Raw genomic sequence first — 20,835 nt, 5'->3', positions numbered from 1 at the left:
GCCGCGCCCCATACCCGCCAGAAGAGGACCCATCCCTTGCGCCAACCCGCGATAGCCCCTGCCTCCGCACTGACTTCGCATGCCGAGGCCGCCCTGCCGCGCCTCTATGCCCCCGAGGAGGTCGCCGCCGTACTCGGCTGCTCCGCCTGGTGGGTCAAAGACCGTGCTCGTCGGCGACTCATCCCGTTCACCCGCGTCGGCCGCGCGTACCGCTTCTCGGACGACCACCTCGCGGAGATCATCCGCATGCACGAAGAGCGTCCGGTCCGGACTCCGCAGCGCCCTGGTACCCCTGCGCCGCCCCGGAAGCCTCGCGCTCGGCAGCAGCCCGATACGACCGTGCCCACCGTCCGCCTCAAGGCCCGGCCGCCACGCCGGACGACCAAGCCCCAGTACGGCACCGCTGCTTAACGCACCCCACACAGCAGAAGGGAGAGAAATCTGTGGGTTACGCAGAAAAGCGTGGCGGCTACTGGCGCGGCCGCTACAAGATCGAGGACGGCAAGTACGGCACCGTCGCCGATTCCACGGGCGTCGTGGTCAAGTTCGCTACCAAGCGCGAGGCCAAGCAGGCTGCAGACGCGGAAGAGGTGACCGTTCGGCGCGGTGAGTGGCGCGACCCGGGCCTTGGTCACGAGACCTTCGGCGCATACGCCAGCCGCTGGTACGCCGGCCAGGACCTGGCCGCCTCGACCATGCAGAACTACAAGCGCCACATCGAGGAGCACCTGCTCCCCGACTTCGAGGACAAGGCGCTCGCGGGCATCCTGCGCACGGACGTCGACGCATGGGAGAAGAAGGAGCGGGCCGAGTACGCGGCCTCCAGCGTCAAGACCTGGCGCTCGACACTCCACCTGATCTTCGAGGACGCGATCGACGAGGGTCTGCTCACGTCCAACCCGGCGGCCCGTCGGCGCGGGCGAGGCAAGCGAGCCGGCCGTTCCCGTGACCGCGGCCCGGAGAAGGTCGTCACCGACGCACTCGGCATCCTGCTCACTGCAGAGCGGGCCGCCCTACTGTCCGGACGCGACGACGAGTTCGTCGCCACGGTCCTCAAGGGCTACACCGGCAAGCGCTGGGGTGAAATCGTCGGCTTGGAAACGGTGTTCGTCCGGCGAAACGCTATCCGGGTTGAGTGGCAGCTGTACGAACTCGACACCGGCGAGCTGGTGCGCTGCCCGCCCAAGGATGACAGCTACCGCGACATCGACTCGACGGACTGGTTGTCGGCCCTGGTCTTCAACCACATTGCCCGCACGAAGCCGATGCCCTGCCCCTGCCACGGCAGGACGTACGTCTTCCGGGGCCAGGGTGTGGCGCGTACCGGCGGACACCAGGGCGCGAAGCTCGGCGATGTCGCCCGCCGTGCCGAAGTCTCCACAGGCACGGTCTCGAACGTCCTCAACCATCCCGACCGTGTACGCGAGGAGACCCGCATACGAGTCGAGCTCGCCATCGCAGAGCTCGGGTTCGTACGTGGCGGTGCTACGTCTGCGCATGCTGCTCACTGGCGCCGAAACGGCTTCGCCACCTGGCTTTTCACCCCGGCGTCCTCCGGCTGGTACCCGAAGAAGGCGCCCCAGGAGGCCCGCCCGGTGCCGATCCTCGGCGACCCGTGGCCCGGCATCCCAGCCCGAGGCCGAGGGGCAGCCGCTCGGGCTGACGCCTGCTGGCTACCGATCGCGAAGGGCCTCACGCCGCACGGCCTGCGCCACACGCACAGGACGATGATGGAGGACCTCGGCACGGAGAAGGTCCTCATGGACGAGCGCATGGGCCACATCGACGGCTCGGTCTCCGCGCGCTACGCCCACGTCACGCCTGGAATGCGCCGACGCCTCATGCTCGGCCTCACCGAGCAGTGGGAGGCGGCACTCGCCGCCAGGTGTGCTCTGCACCCGCGTTCCCCGGTATCTGCGCTGGACCGGCTCCTGCAGGGTGGCGGCTGAGGAGGCAGAGGCAGGCCCAGCCCTCCCTAGGAGGGCTGGGCCTCGCCAGGTCCCCAGGTGTCTCCCTTGCGGATGTTGCAGATCCAATGGGCTGCCTGCAGGTTCTCGGCTGTGTGCGCGCCGCTCTCCGCGACCGGCTGGATGTGGTCGAGGGTGGCGGACCACGGGTCGGGCCACTCAGCGGAAGGGTTCATGGCGCGGTGGCACAGCTTGCATACCCATTGATCGCGATCGTAGATGTCGACCGGGTCCACCTGATCAGCGCCTGCGTTGAGAGTGCCATAGCCGCGCATGCGGGCCTGGTAGCTGTTGCGGGCCCGGGTGGAGCGCCGCTGCTTTTCCGAGCGGGCGGCATATGCCGGAGTCCAGAGGGTGGGTGTCGGTTCGGCGACGCAGACCCAGGCTTCCCAGTCGTAGGTCTTCGCGCCTTCGTACACGTCACGGAAGATCTCGTTCTGCCAGTGCCACTGCCGGCCGTCGTCTCCCTCGAACGAAGTCTGCTGGACGAGGGGGTGTTCTTGGCCGGGCACCTTGGTCCACCACAGGATGCGGTCCGTGTAGGCCAGAAGCGCGCCGGTCTGCTGGTGGATCGCGACCATCGGCTCTGCGTGGGGTTCGGAGTTTGCCCGGACCAGCGCGACGATCTCGTCAGCGCCCAGGGACGTTGCGGTGGCGTACGCCGTGACGGAGTCGTGCCGCTCGATGACATCGCCTTCGATGGGGCTCAGCCCGTAGAACGCGTAGGGGAAGTCGTCGTCGGCCGCCCTGGTGCCGAAGACCTGCGGTTCCCGTGCAGCCGCGAACCGGACACGCTGGTCGGCATCGGCGGAGGATCGGTCACCTCGATCAGGTATGGCGGCCAAGTCGATCTCACCCTTCGCGATCCGCGTCCTCGTGCGCCGCTTGAGAGTGGTGTTGCACCGACCCGAGCAGACGTGCCGATCGCGGTGCTCCCAGTGCGCGCTCTTTGGCACGGGCACTCCGCAGATCCGGCAAGGTTCGCCGCCCGTGGCACGTTCCGCAGCCGCGAGGATGGGGTTCCAGTAAGGATCACCAGGAACCTTGCGGGTCCTGGCGGGGTCGGGCACCGGAGGCGTCCCCGGTGTGAGCGTCTGCATCGGGCGCCGCACCTTCGGCGCGTCCTTCGGGCGTTCGACCCGCTGCCTCTTGGCAGCCGAGTTACGGCAAGGATCGGAGCAGTACTTCTGGCTGCGCGGGCGCCAATATTCCATCACCGTGCCGCAGACCGAGCACGGGCGACCCGCTCGTTCAGAGGCGCTGTTGTCGGCGTCGTCGGTGCTGCTGAGGCTGTAGTCGACAGGCTGTCCTCAGGTCGAGTGGTCGACTGAAGTTCGCGACCGCGCAGGTGCGAGCGGACACGTGGGAGGCGTGCCTCCCTTGCCGGGCGATCGGCCGCTGGGAGAAGCCGACCAAGATCTTCTCCCAGTTTTCTCCCAAACGATCTCCAGGAACGAGTCAGGGGCCTGATCCACTAAGTGGATCAGGCCCCTGACCTGGTGTTTCAGCTGTCGGGGTGGCGGGATTTGAACCCACGACCTCTTCGTCCCGAACGAAGCGCGCTGCCAAGCTGCGCTACACCCCGATGTCCACCGGTCTCCCGGCGACATCGATTACTTTAGCCCACCGGCGGCCGGAGGCGAAATCCGGTTTCTCCGGTGCTGGAACCACCCCGCCACGTTCGGCCGGAGGTGGTCGACGGCGGTGATCAGGACGCCCAGGGCGGCGAAGAGGAGGCCGAGGGCGAGGGCCTGGGTGAGGACTCCGGCGTAGCCGTACGTGTCGACGTCGAGGAACGGGTATGGGTAGCGGGCCGGGGCGCCTGGGGAGAGCAGGGCTCCGCGGGTCAGGGTGAGGCCCAGGTAGGCCGCGGGGGCGGACAGCCAGAGCGGGATGTGGGCCACGCGCAGGGTCCGGGGGGCGGTCAGCAGGAGCCAGTCCGTGGCGACGGCCAGGGGGGTCACCGTGTGGAGCAGGAGGCTCACGGTGGTGGACCAGCCGGCCCCGGTGTTCGGGTCGCCCCGGAGGGCGCTCGCCGGGGAGCCGTGGTTCACCAGCACCAGGTGGTACATCAGCCCGGTGACCGCGGCGAGCAGGAGCACCCCACCCGACAGCCTCGGCGACAGTGGCGGGCCGCCCCGCCAGGAACGTACGGCCGACCACCCGAGAGCACCCGCGACCAGGATGTTCGCAAGGACCGTGAAGTGGATCAGCGTCGGTGGCGCGTAGCCGGTCGACAGGGCGATGGCCGGGCCCGCGACCGCTGCCCCGCACGCGGCCGCCCGCAGGGCCGTGGCCCAGGGGCGGCGGGGCCCGGCGGGGTCCGGGAGCACCTCTGCCGCCCGGGGGCGGGGGAGCAGTGTGGCCCGGGGCGCGGTCATGATTCGTACCGTAAGCGGGTGGGAAGACCCCCGCGATTCGTCCGCCCGCCGAGCGTGAAGGCGGACCGCCCCGAGCTCGCCCGCTGTGCGTGGGAGTGAACCGTTCCGCGCCCGCCGCGCCTACCCCGCCGAGCGGGAAGGTGAACCGCCCCGCGCCCCCGCTCAGGCCTTCGGCGTCAGTGTCAGCAGGGTGACCTCGGGCGGGCAGGCGAAGCGGACCGGGGTGTAGCGGTTGGTGCCGCAGCCCGCGGAGACGTGGAGGTAGGCGCGCCGGTCGCCCACCGTGTGGCTGGACAGGCCCTTGACCCGGTCGGTGTCCAGGTCGCAGTTGGTGACCAGCGCCCCGTAGAACGGGATGCACAGCTGTCCGCCGTGCGTGTGGCCCGCCAGGATCAAGGGGTAGCCGTCGGCCGTGAAGGCGTCCAGGGAGCGCAGGTACGGGGCGTGGACCACGCCGATGGAGAGGTCGGCGCCGCTCGTGGGGCCGCCCTGGACCTCGGCGTAACGGTCCCGCTTGATGTGCGGGTCGTCCAGACCGGTGAACGCCAGCTCCAGGCCGTCGAGCTTGAGCCGGCCCCGCGTGTTCGACAGGTTCAGCCAGCCCGCCTCGTCGAAGGCGTCGCGCATCGGCTCCCACGGGTTGTGGACGACGCCGACCGCGGGGGCGTTGCCGTTGAGGCCGTGCTTGCCCCGGGCCTTCTCCAGGAGGTAGCGCGCGGGGTTGCGGAGCTTGGGGCCGTAGTAGTCGTTGGAGCCGAAGACGTACACCCCCGGGAACTCCATCAGCGGGCCGAGCGCGTCGAGCACCTCGGGCACGGCCTCCGGGTCGGAGAGGTTGTCGCCGGTGTTCACGACGAAGTCGGGGCGCAGTCCGGCGAGCGACTGGAGCCAGGCGCGCTTCTTGCGCTGCCCGCTCACCATGTGGATGTCGGAGACCTGGAGCACCCGCAACGGGCGCGCCCCGTGCGGGAGTACGGGGACGGTGACCCGTCGCAGGCGGAACGAGCGGGCCTCGAATCCGGCGGCGTAGGCGAGTCCGGCGGCGCCGACCGCCGCGCCGACTGCCGTGACTTTCAGGGGTACTCCGTAGCGTGCGCGCATGCGCCCATCGTCGCAGAAGCGGTGCCATGAGCGGAAAACCGGTGGGGCGGCCGGAAAACCTGCGGGCGGCTCCGGCCCCGCACCTGTCACAATCGCGGCATGACCACGCTCAAGTCCAAGCTCAAGGAAGACCTCCACACGGCCATGAAGGCGCGTGACGAGCTGACCTCGTCCACCCTTCGGCTCACCCTCACCGCGATCACCAAGGAAGAGGTCAGCGGCAAGTCGGCGCGCGAGCTCTCCGACGACGAGGTGCAGAAGGTGATCGCCAAGGAGGCGAAGAAGCGTCGTGAGGCGGCCGAGGCCTTCGCCCAGGGCGGCCGGACCGAGCAGGCCGAGCGGGAGAAGGCGGAGGGCGAGCTGCTCGACAGCTACCTGCCCAAGCAGCTCTCCGACGACGAGCTGAACGCGATCGTGGCGTCCGCCGTCGAGGAGGCGAAGGCCGCCGGGGCCGAGGGGCCGCGTGCGATGGGCGCCGTCATGAAGATCGTCAACCCGAAGGTCGCCGGGCTCGCCGAGGGCGGCCGGGTCGCCGGAGCGGTGAAGAAGCTCCTCGCCGGCTGAGGCGCGCGGAGCGGAGAAGAAAAGGGTGGGCGCCCCGGTCCAGGACCGGGGCGCCCACCCTTTTCCGTCATCCGACTACGAGTACAGGTACGAGTGCGGGTACGGGTACTCGTGCGGGTCAGGGGCCGTTCTGTCCGCCGTCCTGGCCCCGTCCGCCGCCACCGCCCGGTCCGCCGATCACGCCGTCCGGGAGTTCGATGCCGGGGAACCGGTCGCCGGGCTTGGCGTCGTCGCGGTCCTCGTCGCCGCGGTCGCGGTCCCGGTCGCGCTTCTCCTTGTCCTTGTCTTCCTTCTCCTTGCCGCGGGGGACGGCGACCGGGTTGAACCCGGGAGTCTCCGCCGCGTCCAGCGCTCCGGTCATCGCGATGCGCCAGATCGGCCCGGGCAGGCAGCCGCCGCAGACCTTGTCGTAGACGCGGCCGCCGATGGTGACGTTGAACATCGAGCTCTTCTCGCCGACGTCGTCACCGACCCACACCGCGGTGGAGAGGTTCGGCGTGTACCCGACGAACCAGGCGTCCTTGCGGTCGTTGGTCGTACCGGTCTTGCCCGCGTTGTCACGGTCGCTGAGCCCGGCCTGCGTACCGGTGCCGTCCTCCACGACGCCCTTGAGCATCTGGTTGATCGTGTCCGCGGTCTTCTCGCTCATCGCCCGCGAGCAGGACGTCTTCGGCACGGGGATCTTCTTGCCCTGCGGGTCCTTGATGGACTCGATGGCGATCGGCGTGCAGTACGTGCCCCGGTTGGCGAACGCGGCGTAGGCGCCGGCCATGGAGAGCGGGGTGCTGACCTCACCACCGAGGGTGATCGAGGGGTACTCGCCGACCTTCTTGCCGTCGCCCCGCTCGTAGCCGACCTTCTTGGCCATCTCCACGGTCTCGCAGAGGCCGGCCTTCTGCTCCAGCAGCGCGAAGTAGGTGTTGATGGACTTGCCGAGCGCGCTCGTCATGTCCCAGGTGCCCTTTTCGGACTCCAGCTCGTTCTGCAGGGGCCAGTCCGCGTAACCGGCCGGCGAGCCGGCGCAGTTCCGGAAGTCCCGCTCCTTGAGCGTCATCTTCCAGTCCGTCGAGAACGTCGTCGCCGGGGTGATGCCCTTCTCCAGCGCCGCCGCCGCGGTGAACGGCTTGAACGTCGAGCCCACCTGGAAGCCGTACGTGCTGCCGCCCATCTTGTTGCTGACGGCGAGGTTCAGCACGGTCTCGTTCTGCTTCTGGTCCAGGCCGTACGGGCGCGACTGGCCCATGGAGAGGATCTTGCCGCTGCCCGGCTGGACCTGCACCACGGACGCCGCGAACTTGTCGTCCTTGTAGACCCTCGCGGTGGCGGCCTCGTTGGCCGCCTTCTGGGCGCGCGGGTCCAGCGTGGTCCGGATGGTCAGACCGCCGAGGTTCCAGAGCTTGGCCCGGTCCTCGTCGGTCTTGCCGAAGGCGGGGTCGGTGAGGATCGTCTTGCGGACGTAGTCGCAGAAGAAGCCGGAGCCGCTGACGGCGGTGATGCAGCCGTTCTTCGGCCGGGAGACCTTCAGCTTGATGGGCGTCTCCATGGCCTTGTCGGCCTCGGCCTGCGAGATGTCCTTGACCGCGGCCATCCGCGCCAGCACGATGTTGCGGCGCTTGGTCGCTTCCTCGAGGTCGTTGACCGGGTCGTAGCGGCTCGGCGACTGGACCAGTCCGGCCAGCAGCGCCGCCTCCTCCAGCTTGAGGTCCTTGGCCGGCTTGGAGAAGTAGCGCTTGGACGCGGCCTCGACGCCGTACGCCTGCTGCCCGAAGAACGTGATGTTGAGGTAGTTCTCCAGGATCTTCTTCTTGCCGAGCTCCTCCTCGACCTGGATCGCGTACTTCAGCTCGCGGACCTTGCGGCCGAGCGTCTGCTGCGTGGCCTCGGCGACCTTCTCCGGGTCGTCGCCCGCCTCCTCGACGAAGACGTTCTTCACGTACTGCTGGGTGAGGGTCGACGCGCCCTGCGCCGCCCCGCCCGCCTGCACGTTGCGGTTCATCGCGCGGAGGATGCCCTTGAGGTCGACCGCGCCGTGCTCGTAGAAGCGGGAGTCCTCGATCGCGATGATCGCGGCCTGCATGTACGGCGAGATGTCCTTGAGCGGGACCACCGTGCGGTCGCGGGAGTACACCGTGGCGATGGTGCCGCCGTCACGGTCCTGGATCGTGGTCCGCTGACTGAGCGGTGGAGTCTTGAGGTTGGAGGGGATCTCGTCGAATCCTTCGACCGTCCCCTTGGCGGCGAGCCCCAGCGCTCCGGCTGCGGGCAGCGCGATGCCTGCCAGGACAGCTCCGGAGAGCGCGGCGACACCGAGGAACTTGGCGGCCTGCTGGGTCGTGGTGAGACCCCCGCCCGAGCGCTTCTTTGGCATAGGGGGCAGCCTAATCCGTAGTGATGAACGTGTCGCAGGAGCAGGGGTCTCTCGGAGCGTTCGGGTACCGGACCGTGACATCCGGACGGGTCGACCACCTGTCGACCACCTGCCGACCGCGTGCCGGACGCCTGTCGGGCGGACCGGCCGCGGTCTTCCGGCGGGAGCGTGCCGCGCATCGCGGCACGGGCGCGCGGACGCGGGGCGCCTACGCCCTACGTTCTCATTCGCCGGACAGACGGACAGGCCTTGGCCTAAGCTGCTCTCAACTGTCACAGCAGTCCGGTTCCGTATCAAGCCCCCTGCAATCCCATGCGCATCTTCTGGTCATTCTTCGCCCGGCGGATGAGCAACCGCATTGTCCTTCACGTAGCCATCGAGGCGCTCCCGAAATCGCCCCGTATGTCGCGAGAAGTCCCTTGCAACTTGAGTGCACTGTCCCCTTTTCGCGGAGATAGTCGCGCATGTCCTCGGCTCACTCCCCTGGGTGATCTGCCGCATACGCATAGTCCGTTCGGACCATTCAAGATTGGGCCCGAAGGGGGTGTTGTGCTGTCCCCACCTTCCGTAACGTCCTCAACTGGCAGCGGTGAATATGCCGCTACCGCCGTGGGGGAGCCTCGATTCGGGAGAGGACGGCGCCGGGATGGGCTGGGTAACCGACTGGAGTGCGCAGGCAGCCTGCCGCACTACCGATCCGGATGAACTGTTCGTACAAGGGGCAGCGCAGAACAGGGCCAAGGCGGTGTGCACCGGATGTCCGGTGCGGACCGAGTGCCTGGCCGATGCGCTCGACAATCGCGTCGAATTCGGCGTGTGGGGCGGAATGACGGAGCGGGAACGCCGCGCACTGCTGCGGCGCCGGCCCACCGTCACGTCCTGGCGCCGACTGCTGGAGACCGCACGCAGCGAATACGAGCGGTCCACCGGCATTCTGCCCGGAGTCATCGGGCTGGAGGACGAGGAACTGCACGAGACGTACGCGGCCGTCGGGTAGCCGTCGGCACCACCGAGCCGGCCCGGGCCACCAGGTCAGGGCTGCTGTGCCGTCAGGTCGCGGCCGCTGTGCCACCAGGTCGGGGGCACAGCGCCGTCAGGTCGGGGCCGCGTCGCTCCGGATGGTGCTCGTGCTGCCCCGGCGGTGGGGTCCGCGTCGCTCCGGCGCGCGGTGCCGGCGTCGCTCCGGCGGGTCGTGACTACGCCGCTCCGGCAGGGGCCGGCGCGGAACCGTCCGCCAGGCGGTCGCCGATGGCCCGGAGGCCGTCCAGGTCGTGTACGTCACCGGGCAGCGCCGCCACGGCCGTCACCGGCACCTCGGGGTGCAGCGCGGTGAAGCGGTCGCGGGTGCGATGCTCGCGGGCGACGACCTGCATGCGCTCGGCGTGCAGACGCAGCAGACCCGCCGTCAGTTCCTCGACGCCTACGGCCTCGTCGGCGGTCGCGCCGGCAGGGCCGGCCGCGTCCGCAGGGCTCGCCGCACGGCCAGGGCTCGCTGCGTGGTCAGGGGTGGTCGCGGATGTCGCGATGTTCTCGTGGGGCGGCTCGTTCTCCGTCGTGTCCTGGTGCTCGGCTGCGGGCTCGGGGCCGGACGCCTGCCCGGCCTCGGGGGAGAGGGGCGGCTCGGTCGGTCCGGAAGAGGTGACCGCTGGGTCGGGGGCTTCCTGGTCACCAAGGCCAGCTTTCCCGGCCCTCTGATCCACAATGCGGGCGTCGCCAAGATTTTCTGCGGCGGCCAGCGCCTGCTCGGCGGAGAGCCGCGAAGCCTCGCTGCCGTGCACACGGTTGAGGACCAGACCGGCCAGCGGCATCTTCTCGGCGGCCAGCCGCTCCACGAAATACGCGGCCTCGCGCAGCGCGTCCTGCTCCGGCGTCGCCACCACGAGAAAGGCCGTGCCGGGCGCCTGGAGCAGCTTGTACGTGGCGTCCGCGCGGCTGCGGAAGCCGCCGAACATGGTGTCCATCGCGGCGACGAACGTCTGGACGTCCCGCAGGAACTGGCCTCCGAGCAGCTTGCCCAGCGTTCCGCTCATCATCGACATACCGACATTGAGGAACTTCATTCCGGCCCGGCCGCCCACCTTCGCGGGCGCCATCAGCAGCCGGATGAACTTCCCGTCGAGGAACGACCCGAGCCGCTTCGGCGCGTCCAGGAAGTCCAGCGCGGAGCGCGAGGGAGGGGTGTCGACGATGATCAGGTCCCACTCGTCGCGCGCCCGCAACTGCCCGAGCTTCTCCATCGCCATGTACTCCTGCGTACCGGCGAAGCCGGCCGACAGGGACTGGTAGAAGGGGTTCTCCAGGATCGCCCTGGCCCGTTCGGCGTCCGCGTGCGCTTCGACGGTCTCGTCGAAGGTCCGCTTCATGTCCAGCATCATGGCGTGCAGTTCGCCCTCGCCGTCGATGCCGTCGACCCGTCTGGGCACGTTGTCCAGCCGGTCGATGCCCATGGACTGGGCGAGCCGGCGGGCCGGGTCGATGGTGAGGACGACGACCTTCCGGCCGCGCTCGGCGGCCCGTACGCCGAGGGCGGCGGCGGTCGTGGTCTTGCCGACCCCGCCGGAGCCGCAGCACACGACGATCCGGATGCCCGGGTCGTCCAGCAGCGCGTCCGTGTCCAGACCCGCCTCGGCCGCATCCGTACCGGATGTGTCCGCTGTCATGCGTCCCCTTCCTCCCCCGCGCCCTGCTTACGGAGCTCCGTGGCCAGGTCGTGCAGCGCGGCGAGGTCCACCCCGTCGCCGATCAGCGGCAGTTCCGCCGTCGGCAGCCCGAGACCGGCCAGCACCGCGCGCTGCTCCCGCTCCAGGCCGACCCGCTCGGCGTGCTCGGCCGCCTGCTCGACCAGGGGCCGCACGAGCGCCGCGGAACCGGTCACCCCGGCCCGGGTCAGCGTTTTGGCGATCTCCTTGCGGCGGCCGCCCGCGGCGGTGCGCAGGGCGTCCTCGTCGAGCAGGTGCGGGCGGACCATGTTCACGAAGACGCTGCCCACGGGCAGTTCGGCGGCGCGCAGCTCGGCGATGCCGTCCGCGGTCTCCTGGACCGGCATCTCCTCCAGGAGGGTCACCAGGTGGACCGCGGTCTGCGGGGACTTCAGGACCCGCATCACGGCCTGGGCCTGGTTGTATATGGGTCCGATCCTGGCCAGCCCGGCGACTTCGTCGTTGACGTTGAGGAAGCGGGTGATCCGGCCGGTCGGCGGGGCGTCCATGATCACGTGGTCGTAGACGAACCGGCCCTGCTTGTCCTTGCGGCGTACGGCTTCGCACGCCTTGCCGGTCAGCAGGACGTCCCGGACGCCGGGCGCGATGGTGGTGGCGAAGTCGATCGCGCCGAGCTTCTTCAGTGCCCGGCCCGCGCTGCCGAGCTTGTAGAACATCTGGAGGTAGTCGAGGAGGGCGCGCTCGGCGTCGATCGCCAGCGCGTACACCTCGCCGCCGCCCGGCGCGACGGCGATTTTGCGCTCCTCGTAGGGGAGCGCGTCGGAACCGAAGAGCTGGGCGATGCCCTGCCTGCCCTCGACCTCGACGAGGAGGGTGCGCCTGCCCTCGGTCGCGAGGGCGAGCGCTAGGGCGGCGGCGACCGTGGTCTTACCGGTGCCGCCCTTGCCGCTGACGACCTGGAACCTGCTCACGTATTCGAGCCTAACCAGTCCGGCCCCGGCCTACGCACGGGACCGTACGTGCCAGGCGTTACAGTCGGGCCCATGACCAAGTGGGAATACGCGACCGTGCCCCTTCTCGTGCACGCGACCAAGCAGATTCTGGACACCTGGGGCGAGGACGGCTGGGAGCTGGTCCAGGTCGTTCCCGGCCCGAACAACCCCGAGCAGCTCGTGGCCTATCTGAAGCGGGAGAAGGCGTAGTGGCGGGCGCTGTCGAGGCGCGCCTCGCCGAGCTCGGCCTGACCCTGCCCGCCGTCGTGCCGCCGCTGGCCTCGTACCAGCCGGCCGTGCAGTCCGGGGTGTACGTGTACACCTCGGGCCAGCTGCCGATGGTGGACGGCAAGCTCGCCGTCACGGGCAAGGTCGGGGCCGAGGTCACGCCGGACGAGGCGAAGGAGCTCGTGAAGACCTGCGCGCTCAACGCGCTGGCCGCCGTGAAGTCGGTCGCCGGCGACCTGGACCGGATCAAGCGCGTCGTGAAGGTCGTGGGCTTCGTCGCCTCGGCCTCCGACTTCACCGGCCAGCCCGCCGTGATCAACGGCGCCAGCGAGCTGCTGGGCGCGGTCCTCGGCGACAAGGGCGTGCACGCCCGCAGCGCCGTGGGCGTCGCCGTGCTGCCGCTGGACGCACCGGTCGAGGTCGAGGTCCAGGTGGAGCTCGACGACGCCTGAGGTCCCCTTCCGCCCGCGCTTTTCGATCCCGTCCGGTCACCTCGACCGGGCGGGATCGGTCGTGTGGGTACGGGGTATGCCGTGGGGGTATGGGGCACGCCCGGCGTGTACGGGGCATGTCGGGCCTCCGCGACGATCGGGAAGCCTCTCGAACGGCGATCAGGGACCTCTCGAACATCGGCGCGGTTCCGGATAGCCTCCGGCCATGTCCCAAGGTCAGTGGTACCCCCCGGAATGGCCCGACCGGATCCGGGCCCTCGCCGCCGGTGAGCTGACGGCCGCGGCACCCCGGCGGGCCGCCACCGTGATGCTGCTCCGCGATCCCGGCGGGAAGGGCGGCGCGCCCGGTGGCCCTGTCGTGCACATGCTGCGGCGGCGGACCTCCATGGCGTTCGCCGGAGGCGCGTACGCCTATCCGGGTGGCGGAGTCGATCCGCGCGACGACGACCGGCTGATCGGGTGGGCCGGGCCCCCGTTGGAGCAGTGGGCCGACCGGCTCGGCGTGGCGACGGTCACCGAGGCGCAGGCCGTCGTCTGCGCGGCGGTGCGCGAGACGTTCGAGGAGGCGGGCGTCCTCCTCGCCGGGCCGACCGCCGGGACCGTGGTCGGGGACACGACCGGGGAGGACTGGGAGGCCGACCGGGAGGCGCTGGTCGCCCGGGAACTGTCCTTCGCGGAGTTCCTGGACCGGCGTGGCCTGGTGCTGCGCTCGGACCTGCTGGGCGCCTGGGCGCGCTGGATCACCCCGGAGTTCGAACCGCGCCGGTACGACACCTGGTTCTTCGTCGCGGCGCTCCCCGAGGGGCAGCGCACCCGGGACGTCTCCACCGAGGCCGACCGCACGGTGTGGATCGCCCCCGCCGAGGCGGCCCGCCGCTACGACCGGGGCGAGCTGCTGATGATGCCGCCCACCGTGACCACGCTGCGGGCCCTCGCGCCGTACAGGACGGCCGCCGAGGCGCTCGGAGCGGCCGACGGGCAGGACATGACCCCGGTCCTCGCGCAGGCCCGCCTGGAGGGCGGGGAGCTGGTGCTGAGCTGGCCGGGGCACGACGAGTTCACCAAGCACGTGCCCGCGGCGGGCCCGGGGGGCGGTGGAGCGTGAGCGACGCAGCGGCCCTGCCCGGACAGCCGCGCGGAACCGTGGCCTCCGGCCCGGCGACCGCCCGTACGGTCAACATCCTCGCGCCCAACCCGTCCGCGATGACGCTCGATGGGACGAACACCTGGATCGTGGCCGAGCCCGACTCCGATCTCGCGGTCGTCATCGATCCCGGGCCGCTCGACGACGTACACCTGAGGGCCGTGATCGGGGCCGTGGAGCGGTCCGGGCGGCGCGTGGGACTCACGCTGCTCACCCATGGCCACCCCGACCACGCGGAGGGTGCGGGCCGGTTCGCCGAGCTGACGGGGACGAAGGTGCGGGCCCTGGACGCGGCGCTGCGGCTGGGCGACGAGGGCCTCGCGGCGGGCGACGTGATCACCACCGGCGGCCTGGAGCTGCGGGTCGTGCCGACGCCCGGGCACACCGCGGACTCGCTGTCGTTCCATCTGCCGGCCGACCGGGCGGTGCTGACGGGCGACACGATCCTCGGCCGAGGCACGACGGTGGTCGCGCACCCGGACGGGCGGCTCGGCGACTACCTGGACTCGCTCAGGCGGCTGCGGTCGCTGACGGTCGACGACGGCGTCCACACGTTGCTGCCGGGCCACGGTCCGGTGCTGGAGGACGCGCAGGGGGCGGTGGAGTTCTACCTGGCCCACCGTGCGCACCGCCTCGCCCAGGTGGAGACCGCGGTGGAGTCCGGGCACCGTACGCCGTCGGAGGTGGTGGCGAAGGTGTACGCCGACGTGGACCGCTCCCTGTGGCCGGCCGCCGAATTGTCGGTGCGGGCGCAGCTGGAGTACCTGACCGAGCACGGGCTGATCCAGAGCTGATCCGGAGCTGATCCAGAGCTGATCCGGAGTCGGCCTGGGGCTGACCTGGGGTCGACCCGGGCTGACCTGGGCTCGGCACGGCGAAGGCCCCGCCGACGGGCGTACCGGAGTGCGTACTCCGCTACGTGCTCCGGTCGGCGGAGCCCTGTGCGTACGGGGGCGGGGTCAGCGCGAACGCTTCGCCAGCCGCTCCACGTCCAGCAGGATGACCGCACGTGCTTCGAGGCGCAGCCAGCCGCGGCCGGCGAAGTCCGCGAGCGCCTTGTTGACCGTCTCGCGGGAGGCGCCGACCAGCTGGGCCAGCTCCTCCTGGGTGAGGTCGTGCACGACGTGGATGCCTTCCTCGGACTGCACGCCGAAGCGGCGCGACAGGTCCAGGAGGGCGCGGGCGACACGGCCCGGCACGTCGGAGAAGACCAGGTCGGACATCTGGTCGTTGGTCTTGCGCAGCCGCCGGGCGACCGCGCGCAGCAGCGCGGTGGCCACCTCCGGGCGGGCGTTCAGCCAGGGCTGCAGGTCGCCGTGGCCCAGGCCGAGGAGCTTGACCTCGGTCAGCGCGGAGGCGGTCGCCGTACGCGGGCCCGGGTCGAAGAGCGACAGCTCCCCGATCAGCTCGCCGGGACCGAGCACGGCCAGCATGTTCTCGCGCCCGTCGGGCGAGGTGCGGTGGAGCTTCACCTTGCCCTCGGTGACCACGTACAGGCGGTCACCCTGGTCGCCCTCGTGGAACAGCGCGTCTCCGCGCGCGAGGGTCACCTCACTCATCGAGGCGCGGAGCTCCGCGGCCTGCTCATCATCGAGCGCCGCGAAAAGCGGGGCGCGCCGCAGAACGTCGTCCACGAGTTCTCTCCTTGTCGGCCTGTTCAGGGAACCGTGGTCCCCATCATGCCGGACGGTAAAACAGTGCGATCAATCACAAACCAGTTTGACGCACGGGCGTGCCGGACCCTACGGCAGGGGGCCGATCGGGGGTGGATATGCCGTGACAGCGGTGGTTGTCGGTGCCTGGCTCTAGGCTGGCCGGGTGTCCAGAACGCCGGGGAGAGCGCAGGCCAAGGGGGCTGACGGGGTGCCGAAGGGCGGCGATTCCGCTGTGGGCGAACAGCCCCGGCCACGCCCGGAGAATGCCGCGAATGGCTCCCTCGGAGGCGCGCACGGCTCACCCGGAGAGCCGGGGAAGCCGCTCCGGAAGTCGGCCAGGAGGTCCGCAGTGTCATCGTCGTCATCGCCAACGCCCGGTAAGTCCAGCAAAACCGACAAACCTGGCAAGTCCGACAAGGCTGCCGCAGTGCGCAAGGCGGCCAAGGCGACCACGGCGCGCAAGGCGCCGAAGGCGGAGTCGCACCTCGCGATGGTCCGCCGGGCGCGCCGGATCAACCGCGAGCTCGCCGAGGTCTATCCGTACGCCCATCCCGAGCTGGACTTCCGTAACCCGTTCGAGCTTCTCGTGGCCACGGTCCTCTCCGCCCAGACCACCGACCTGAGGGTCAACCAGACCACCCCCGCGCTCTTCGCCGCCTACCCCACGCCCGAGGACATGGCGGCGGCCGTGCCGGAGGAGATGGAGGAGATCATCCGGCCGACCGGGTTCTTCCGGGCGAAGACCAAGTCGCTGCTCGGACTCTCGGCCGCTCTCCGGGACGAGTTCGGCGGCGAGGTCCCCGGACGCCTGGAGGACCTGGTGAAGCTGCCCGGCGTCGGCCGCAAGACCGCCAACGTGGTCCTGGGCAACGCCTTCGGCGTCCCCGGCATCACCGTCGACACGCACTTCGGACGTCTGGTGCGGCGCTGGAAGTGGACCGACGAGGAGGACCCGGTGAAGGTCGAGGCGGTCGTCGCCGGGATCTTCCCCAAGAGCGAGTGGACGATGCTCTCGCACCGGGTGGTGTTCCACGGCCGCCGGATCTGCCACGCCCGCAAGCCCGCCTGCGGGGCGTGTCCCATCGCCCCGCTCTGTCCCTCGTACGGAGAGGGCGAGACCGATCCGGAGAAGGCGAGGAAGCTCCTCAAGTACGAGATGGGCGGCTATCCGGGCCAGCGGCTCAGCCCGCCCGCCGACTACCCGGGAAAGCCCGCGCCCGCGCTCGGGGCGGAGTGAGGGTCACGCCCCCGCCTCCGCCTTCACTCCTCAGGACGGAACGGCTCGGAACGAAATGGCCGACGACAGGCGTTGTGAATCAACGGGGGTGCCCATGACGCACGCGCAGACACACCGCATGACACAAGCCGGGAACGGCTCCGCCGAAGGGCTGGGGTACACCAGCCCGGGAGGGCCGGGAGGGCCGGTGCCGGGAGGCAGGGACGCCGAGGCCGGGGTCGCCGTGACCACGGACGGCCTCCCCGCATGGCTCGACCCCGTCGCCCGCGCCGCGCGCAGCGTCCAGCCGCAGCAGCTCAGCCGCTTCCTGCCGCCCGAGAGCGGGGCGGGCCGGCAGTCCGCCGTCCTGGTCCTGTTCGGCGAGGGGGAGCGGGGGCCCGAGCTGCTGCTGATGGAGCGCTCCGGGACGCTGCGCTCCCACGCCGGGCAGCCCTCCTTCCCCGGCGGCGCACTGGATCCCGAGGACGGCGACCAGGCCACCACCGGACCCCTGCGGGCGGCGCTGCGCGAGGCCGAGGAGGAGACCGGGCTCGACCCCCGCGGCGTACAGCTCTTCGGCGTGCTGCCCCGGCTCTACATCCCGGTCAGCAGCTTCGTCGTGACACCCGTGCTCGGCTGGTGGCGTGCGCCCAGCCCGGTCGGGGTGGTCGATCCGGCCGAGACGGCCCGGGTCTTCACGGTCCCCGTGGCGGATCTCACGGATCCCGCGAACCGGGCCACGGCCATCCACCCGAGCGGTCACAGCGGCCCGGCATTCCTGGTCGAATCGGCTCTCGTCTGGGGTTTCACGGCCGGAGTGATCGACCGGATTGTGCACTACGCGGGATGGGAACGCCCCTGGGACAGGGCCAGACAGGTGCCGCTCGACTGGCGCGCATGACACGCTGGCTGTCCTGCTGCGCTGTTCCGGGCCCGGCCCGGACCCCGTCACCACCGACGGGCCAGGTGACGAAACTGCGAGGCTACAGACGGTGAACGTGCTGGACATCCTGCTGCTGCTGGCTGCCGTGTGGTTCGCGGTCATCGGCTATCGCCAGGGTTTCGTCGTCGGCATCCTGTCGGTGATCGGCTTCCTCGGGGGCGGTCTCGTCGCCGTCTACCTGCTGCCGGTCATCTGGGACCGGTTGACCGAGGACGCCGAGGTCTCCACCGCCGTCGCCATCGGCGCGGTCGTCATCGTGATCATCTGCGCCTCGATCGGCCAGGCCTTCACCACCCACCTGGGCAACAAACTCCGCCGGTACATCACGTGGTCGCCCGCGCGCGCCCTGGACGCCACCGGCGGGGCCCTGGTCAATGTGGTGGCCATGCTGCTGGTGGCCTGGATGATCGGCCTGCTGCTGGCGGGCACCTCGCTGCCGACCCTCGGCAAGGAGGTCCGCCAGTCCTCGGTCCTGCTCGGGGTCGACCGGGTGATGCCCGAACAGGCGCCCAGCTGGTTCCAGGACTTCTCCTCCGTCCTCGCGCAGAACGGCTTCCCGCAGGTCTTCAGCCCGTTCGCCAACGAACCGATCACCGAGGTCAAGGCCCCGGACCCGGCCCTCGTGGGCAGCCCGGTGGCAGCCCGCGCCAAGAGCTCGATCGTCAAGGTCGTGGGCACGGCCCCGAGCTGCGGCAAGGTCCTCGAAGGGACCGGCTTCGTCTTCTCCGAGCGCCGGGTGATGACCAACGCCCATGTGGTCGGCGGCGTGGACGAGCCCACCGTCCAGATCGGCGGCGAAGGCCGGCTGTACGACGCGAAGGTCGTCCTCTACGACTGGCAGCGCGACATCGCGGTCCTGGACGTCCCCGATCTCCGGGCCAGGCCGCTGCAGTTCACCGGTCCGGACGACGACGCGGAGACCGGCGACAGCGCGATCGTCGCGGGCTTCCCCGAGAACGGCGCGTACGACGTGCGCTCGGCCCGCGTCCGCGCCCGCATCGACGCCGACGGCCCGGACATCTACCACCGGGGCACGGTGCGCCGCGATGTGTACTCGCTCTACGCGACGGTGCGTCAGGGCAACTCGGGCGGCCCGCTGCTCACTCCGGACGGGAAGGTGTACGGAGTGGTGTTCGCCAAGTCGCTCGACGACCCGGACACCGGCTACGCGCTGACGGCCGACGAGATCCGCGAGGACATCGAGATCGGCCGCGAGGCCAACCAGCAGGTCGACAGCCAGGGCTGCGCCCTCTGAGGGCCGTTCCCGGCGGGCGCGGCCGGCGGATCGTCAGTTACGGGGGTGTCGGAGCCGTGCCGAGACCCAGCGGGCCCGACGGCGGAGGATGCGCGGAATCCCGAGACGGGAACGGTGAAGGTCATGCACATCGTGCACCCGGCCGCGGGGGCCGCCCCCCTCATGAGTGCTCACACCGGCTGACGCGGTGGAGCGGCGGTTGCGTGCTTCGTCAGTGAAGTCGTGCGTCCAGCCCATACCCCGACGTCTGCCCGTGACCCAAGGTCGGTAATCGTGTGGGAGTCAGCCAATTGGCCTATGCGGCAGGCAATTGGCTGTTCGTCGGACACACGTGCCCGTGACGGGCGGGCGGCTACCGGTCGGGCTCGGGGTCCTTGAGCCAGTTGATGAGTTCGGTGGAGAAGCCGATCGGATCCTCCTCGTGCGGGAAGTGCCCGACACCGTCGAAAAGTCGCCACCGGTAGGGCGCCTCGACGTACTGGCCGGACCCGGCCGAACTACGGGTGCGGACCGCCGGATCGAGCGACCCGTGCAGGTGCAGCGTGGGCACCCGGACCGGGCGCTTCATCCGCCGGTTGAACTGGATCCCGTCCGGCCGCGCCATCGACCGCACCATCCAGCGGTACGGCTCGATCGAGCAGTGGGCGGTCGAGGGGATACTCATGGCCCGCCGGTAGACGTCCAGGGTCTCCTCGTCGGGGAACTCCGGGGTGCGGGGGCCCGCCCAGTCCTGGATGAGGCTTCCGACCAGGGCGGCGTCGTCCGCGAGGAGCTGACGCTCCGGCAGCCACGGGCGCTGGAAGCCCCAGACGTACGAACCGGCCCGCGACTGCGCGAAGTCGGACAGCATCGACGAGCGCCAGCGGCGCGGATGCGGCATGGAGGAGACGACGAGCCGGCGCACCAGCTTGGGCCGCATCACGGCGGCCGTCCAGGCGAGGTAGCCGCCGAGGTCGTGGCCGACCAGGGCCGCGTCGGACTCGCCGAGGGAGCGGATCACCCCGGTGACGTCGAGGGCCAGGTTGGCGGGGTCGTAACCGCGCGGCGTGCGGTCGCTGCCGCCCACTCCGCGCAGGTCCATCGCGACGGCCCGGAACCCCGCGTCGGCGAGCGCGGGCAGCTGGTGACGCCAGGTCCACCAGAACTGCGGGAAGCCGTGCAGCAGGAGCACCAGCGGCCCCTCGCCCATTTCCGTGATGTGGAACCGGGCGCCGTTGGCCGCCACGTCGCGGTGGGTCCAGGGGCCGTCGAGGCGCACCGGACCCCCGGCGATGGTCCGGCCCGCGGGGCTCGGGGCCGGTCCGGCCGAACCCTCCGGGTCCACCGGACCCGTCGGGCCGAATGCGCTGGAATCGGGAACCGTCATGTGGACGAGCGTGCCACAGCGTCGGCCTTGCCCTTACCGGAGTCCTTGCCGGAGCCGCCCTCGATGCTCTTCTTCGTCAGGGAGCTGCCGGAGCGCTCGATGATCGCGTCGGCCGCGATCGACGGGCGCGGGTGCGGCTTGGCCTTCTGCAGGACGGCGGCGGTCTGCTTGGCGGAGGCGATGGACTTCTCCGGCGGCTTGATCTTCTTGAACTTCCGCAGGCCGATGAATCCGATCAGGGCGGCCAGGAGAATGAAGGCGCCGGCCACGATCAGGAAGGACCACGCCAGGCCCAGGCCCAGGTTGTGGATCCCGTACGCGGCCGCGAAGCTCAGCATCGGCATCGTGAACAGCAGCAGCACGCCCGCGGCGATGAACGCCGCGCTGCCGATCGCCCCGCGCTTGACGTCCTGGCGCACCTCCGCCTTGGCCAGGGCGATCTCGTCGTGCACCAGCGCGGACATCTCGGCCGTCGCCGAGGCGACCAGCTGCCCGATGCTGCGGTCCGCACTGCCCGCGTAGTTGCCGGGGTCGCTCATCCCT

At 70.6% G+C, this 20,835-nt stretch carries 21 protein-coding genes and 1 tRNA gene; 11 read left to right on the top strand and 11 right to left on the bottom strand.

The window, feature by feature from the left end; genetic code table 11:
* The first annotated feature begins 36 nt into the window (after positions 1-36).
* Together IE272_RS38880 and IE272_RS27835 are read left to right on the top strand one after the other, a co-directional pair.
* Positions 37-411, top strand: a complete 375-nt coding sequence (locus tag IE272_RS38880; RefSeq protein WP_373304198.1) for a helix-turn-helix domain-containing protein — start codon at positions 37-39, stop codon at positions 409-411.
* Positions 412-443: 32 nt separating this feature from the next.
* Positions 444-1,949, top strand: coding sequence for a LacI family DNA-binding transcriptional regulator (locus IE272_RS27835; protein WP_128862468.1), 1,506 nt, complete (start codon positions 444-446; stop codon positions 1,947-1,949).
* Positions 1,950-1,975: 26 nt separating this feature from the next.
* Here the strand turns inward: IE272_RS27835 and IE272_RS27830 are convergent, their stop codons facing one another.
* The 4 genes from IE272_RS27830 to IE272_RS27815 all read right to left on the bottom strand — a co-directional run bounded on the left by IE272_RS27830 (position 1,976) and on the right by IE272_RS27815 (position 5,449).
* Positions 1,976-3,067: an HNH endonuclease gene (locus IE272_RS27830; RefSeq protein ID WP_190008584.1), complete on the bottom strand. Its 1,092-nt coding sequence runs from the start codon at positions 3,065-3,067 to the stop codon at positions 1,976-1,978.
* Between the two features lie 411 nt (positions 3,068-3,478).
* Positions 3,479-3,552: transfer RNA gene (locus IE272_RS27825), tRNA-Pro, on the bottom strand.
* A 28-nt stretch (positions 3,553-3,580) separates the two neighbouring features.
* Positions 3,581-4,348, bottom strand: a complete 768-nt coding sequence (locus IE272_RS27820) for a Pr6Pr family membrane protein (protein WP_190008582.1) — start codon at positions 4,346-4,348, stop codon at positions 3,581-3,583.
* A gap of 162 nt (positions 4,349-4,510) precedes the next feature.
* Positions 4,511-5,449 (bottom strand): metallophosphoesterase, encoded by a 939-nt coding sequence (locus IE272_RS27815; protein WP_050362490.1) that lies wholly within the window; start codon positions 5,447-5,449, stop codon positions 4,511-4,513.
* 99 nt (positions 5,450-5,548) lie between these two features.
* Here IE272_RS27815 and IE272_RS27810 point away from each other — a divergent pair, with 99 nt between their 5' ends.
* Complete coding sequence (locus tag IE272_RS27810; protein WP_190008580.1) at positions 5,549-6,013, top strand: GatB/YqeY domain-containing protein; 465 nt, start codon at positions 5,549-5,551, stop codon at positions 6,011-6,013.
* A 118-nt stretch (positions 6,014-6,131) separates the two neighbouring features.
* Here the strand turns inward: IE272_RS27810 and IE272_RS27805 are convergent, their stop codons facing one another.
* Positions 6,132-8,381 carry a transglycosylase domain-containing protein gene (locus IE272_RS27805; RefSeq protein ID WP_050362491.1) on the bottom strand — a complete coding sequence of 750 codons (2,250 nt, stop codon included), beginning with the start codon at positions 8,379-8,381 and terminating at the stop codon, positions 6,132-6,134.
* Between the two features lie 646 nt (positions 8,382-9,027).
* Between IE272_RS27805 and IE272_RS27800 the strand changes: the two genes are divergently transcribed.
* Positions 9,028-9,378 (top strand): WhiB family transcriptional regulator, encoded by a 351-nt coding sequence (locus tag IE272_RS27800; protein WP_006126397.1) that lies wholly within the window; start codon positions 9,028-9,030, stop codon positions 9,376-9,378.
* A gap of 199 nt (positions 9,379-9,577) precedes the next feature.
* Here IE272_RS27800 and bagB read toward each other — a convergent pair whose 3' ends face one another.
* Together bagB and bagA are read right to left on the bottom strand one after the other, a co-directional pair.
* Complete coding sequence (gene bagB / locus IE272_RS27795; RefSeq protein WP_057664886.1) at positions 9,578-11,041, bottom strand: ATPase BagB; 1,464 nt, start codon at positions 11,039-11,041, stop codon at positions 9,578-9,580.
* On the bottom strand, positions 11,038-12,012 hold the full coding sequence (gene bagA, locus IE272_RS27790; protein WP_050362493.1) for an ATPase BagA: 975 nt from the start codon (positions 12,010-12,012) through the stop codon (positions 11,038-11,040). The genes bagB and bagA overlap by 4 nt, the downstream gene beginning before the upstream one ends.
* 72 nt (positions 12,013-12,084) lie before the next feature.
* On the opposite strand from bagA, the gene sp36 reads away from it, so the two are divergent.
* The 4 genes from sp36 to IE272_RS27770 all read left to right on the top strand — a co-directional run bounded on the left by sp36 (position 12,085) and on the right by IE272_RS27770 (position 14,651).
* Complete coding sequence (sp36, locus tag IE272_RS27785; RefSeq protein ID WP_003967454.1) at positions 12,085-12,243, top strand: Sp36 family protein; 159 nt, start codon at positions 12,085-12,087, stop codon at positions 12,241-12,243.
* Entirely contained in the window at positions 12,243-12,713 is a 471-nt protein-coding gene (locus tag IE272_RS27780; RefSeq protein WP_190008578.1) for a RidA family protein, read from the top strand. Before sp36 ends, IE272_RS27780 begins: the two co-directional genes overlap by 1 nt.
* A 205-nt stretch (positions 12,714-12,918) precedes the next feature.
* Positions 12,919-13,818, top strand: a complete 900-nt coding sequence (locus IE272_RS27775) for an NUDIX hydrolase (protein ID WP_190008576.1) — start codon at positions 12,919-12,921, stop codon at positions 13,816-13,818.
* Complete coding sequence (locus tag IE272_RS27770; RefSeq protein ID WP_190008574.1) at positions 13,815-14,651, top strand: MBL fold metallo-hydrolase; 837 nt, start codon at positions 13,815-13,817, stop codon at positions 14,649-14,651. The genes IE272_RS27775 and IE272_RS27770 overlap by 4 nt, the downstream gene beginning before the upstream one ends.
* A 165-nt stretch (positions 14,652-14,816) precedes the next feature.
* Here the strand turns inward: IE272_RS27770 and IE272_RS27765 are convergent, their stop codons facing one another.
* On the bottom strand, positions 14,817-15,491 hold the full coding sequence (locus IE272_RS27765) for a Crp/Fnr family transcriptional regulator (protein ID WP_003967450.1): 675 nt from the start codon (positions 15,489-15,491) through the stop codon (positions 14,817-14,819).
* A 448-nt stretch (positions 15,492-15,939) separates the two neighbouring features.
* Between IE272_RS27765 and nth the strand changes: the two genes are divergently transcribed.
* The 3 genes from nth to IE272_RS27750 all read left to right on the top strand — a co-directional run bounded on the left by nth (position 15,940) and on the right by IE272_RS27750 (position 18,926).
* Positions 15,940-16,749 (top strand): endonuclease III, encoded by an 810-nt coding sequence (gene nth, locus IE272_RS27760; protein ID WP_229897759.1) that lies wholly within the window; start codon positions 15,940-15,942, stop codon positions 16,747-16,749.
* 94 nt (positions 16,750-16,843) lie between these two features.
* On the top strand, positions 16,844-17,629 hold the full coding sequence (locus IE272_RS27755; protein ID WP_190008572.1) for an NUDIX hydrolase: 786 nt from the start codon (positions 16,844-16,846) through the stop codon (positions 17,627-17,629).
* 91 nt (positions 17,630-17,720) lie between these two features.
* Positions 17,721-18,926, top strand: coding sequence for a MarP family serine protease (locus tag IE272_RS27750; RefSeq protein WP_190008570.1), 1,206 nt, complete (start codon positions 17,721-17,723; stop codon positions 18,924-18,926).
* Positions 18,927-18,959: 33 nt separating this feature from the next.
* Here the strand turns inward: IE272_RS27750 and IE272_RS38875 are convergent, their stop codons facing one another.
* From IE272_RS38875 to IE272_RS27740, 3 genes are all read right to left on the bottom strand, one after another.
* Complete coding sequence (locus tag IE272_RS38875) at positions 18,960-19,163, bottom strand: hypothetical protein (RefSeq protein WP_073740733.1); 204 nt, start codon at positions 19,161-19,163, stop codon at positions 18,960-18,962.
* Between the two features lie 115 nt (positions 19,164-19,278).
* Complete coding sequence (locus tag IE272_RS27745) at positions 19,279-20,292, bottom strand: alpha/beta fold hydrolase (RefSeq protein WP_050362498.1); 1,014 nt, start codon at positions 20,290-20,292, stop codon at positions 19,279-19,281.
* On the bottom strand, positions 20,289-20,831 hold the full coding sequence (locus IE272_RS27740) for a phage holin family protein (RefSeq protein ID WP_050362499.1): 543 nt from the start codon (positions 20,829-20,831) through the stop codon (positions 20,289-20,291). Before IE272_RS27740 ends, IE272_RS27745 begins: the two co-directional genes overlap by 4 nt.
* Positions 20,832-20,835: the final 4 nt, after the last annotated feature.

It is taken from the genome of Streptomyces anulatus (assembly GCF_014650675.1).
GTDB lineage: Bacteria > Actinomycetota > Actinomycetes > Streptomycetales > Streptomycetaceae > Streptomyces > Streptomyces anulatus.
This window is presented reverse-complemented; position numbering and strand designations above follow the sequence as displayed.

Coding starts and splice junctions, on each gene's coding strand:
- IE272_RS27830 (WP_190008584.1), bottom strand. CDS start 3,067: ATGCAGACGCTCACACCGGGGACGCCTCCGGTGCCCGACCCCGCCAGG.
- IE272_RS27820 (WP_190008582.1), bottom strand. CDS start 4,348: ATGACCGCGCCCCGGGCCACACTGCTCCCCCGCCCCCGGGCGGCAGAG.
- IE272_RS27815 (WP_050362490.1), bottom strand. CDS start 5,449: ATGCGCGCACGCTACGGAGTACCCCTGAAAGTCACGGCAGTCGGCGCG.
- IE272_RS27810 (WP_190008580.1), top strand. CDS start 5,549: ATGACCACGCTCAAGTCCAAGCTCAAGGAAGACCTCCACACGGCCATG.
- IE272_RS27805 (WP_050362491.1), bottom strand. CDS start 8,381: ATGCCAAAGAAGCGCTCGGGCGGGGGTCTCACCACGACCCAGCAGGCC.
- IE272_RS27800 (WP_006126397.1), top strand. CDS start 9,028: ATGGGCTGGGTAACCGACTGGAGTGCGCAGGCAGCCTGCCGCACTACC.
- bagB (WP_057664886.1), bottom strand. CDS start 11,041: ATGACAGCGGACACATCCGGTACGGATGCGGCCGAGGCGGGTCTGGAC.
- sp36 (WP_003967454.1), top strand. CDS start 12,085: ATGACCAAGTGGGAATACGCGACCGTGCCCCTTCTCGTGCACGCGACC.
- IE272_RS27775 (WP_190008576.1), top strand. CDS start 12,919: ATGTCCCAAGGTCAGTGGTACCCCCCGGAATGGCCCGACCGGATCCGG.
- IE272_RS27755 (WP_190008572.1), top strand. CDS start 16,844: ATGACGCACGCGCAGACACACCGCATGACACAAGCCGGGAACGGCTCC.
- IE272_RS38875 (WP_073740733.1), bottom strand. CDS start 19,163: ATGGGCTGGACGCACGACTTCACTGACGAAGCACGCAACCGCCGCTCC.
- IE272_RS27745 (WP_050362498.1), bottom strand. CDS start 20,292: ATGACGGTTCCCGATTCCAGCGCATTCGGCCCGACGGGTCCGGTGGAC.
- IE272_RS27740 (WP_050362499.1), bottom strand. CDS start 20,831: ATGAGCGACCCCGGCAACTACGCGGGCAGTGCGGACCGCAGCATCGGG.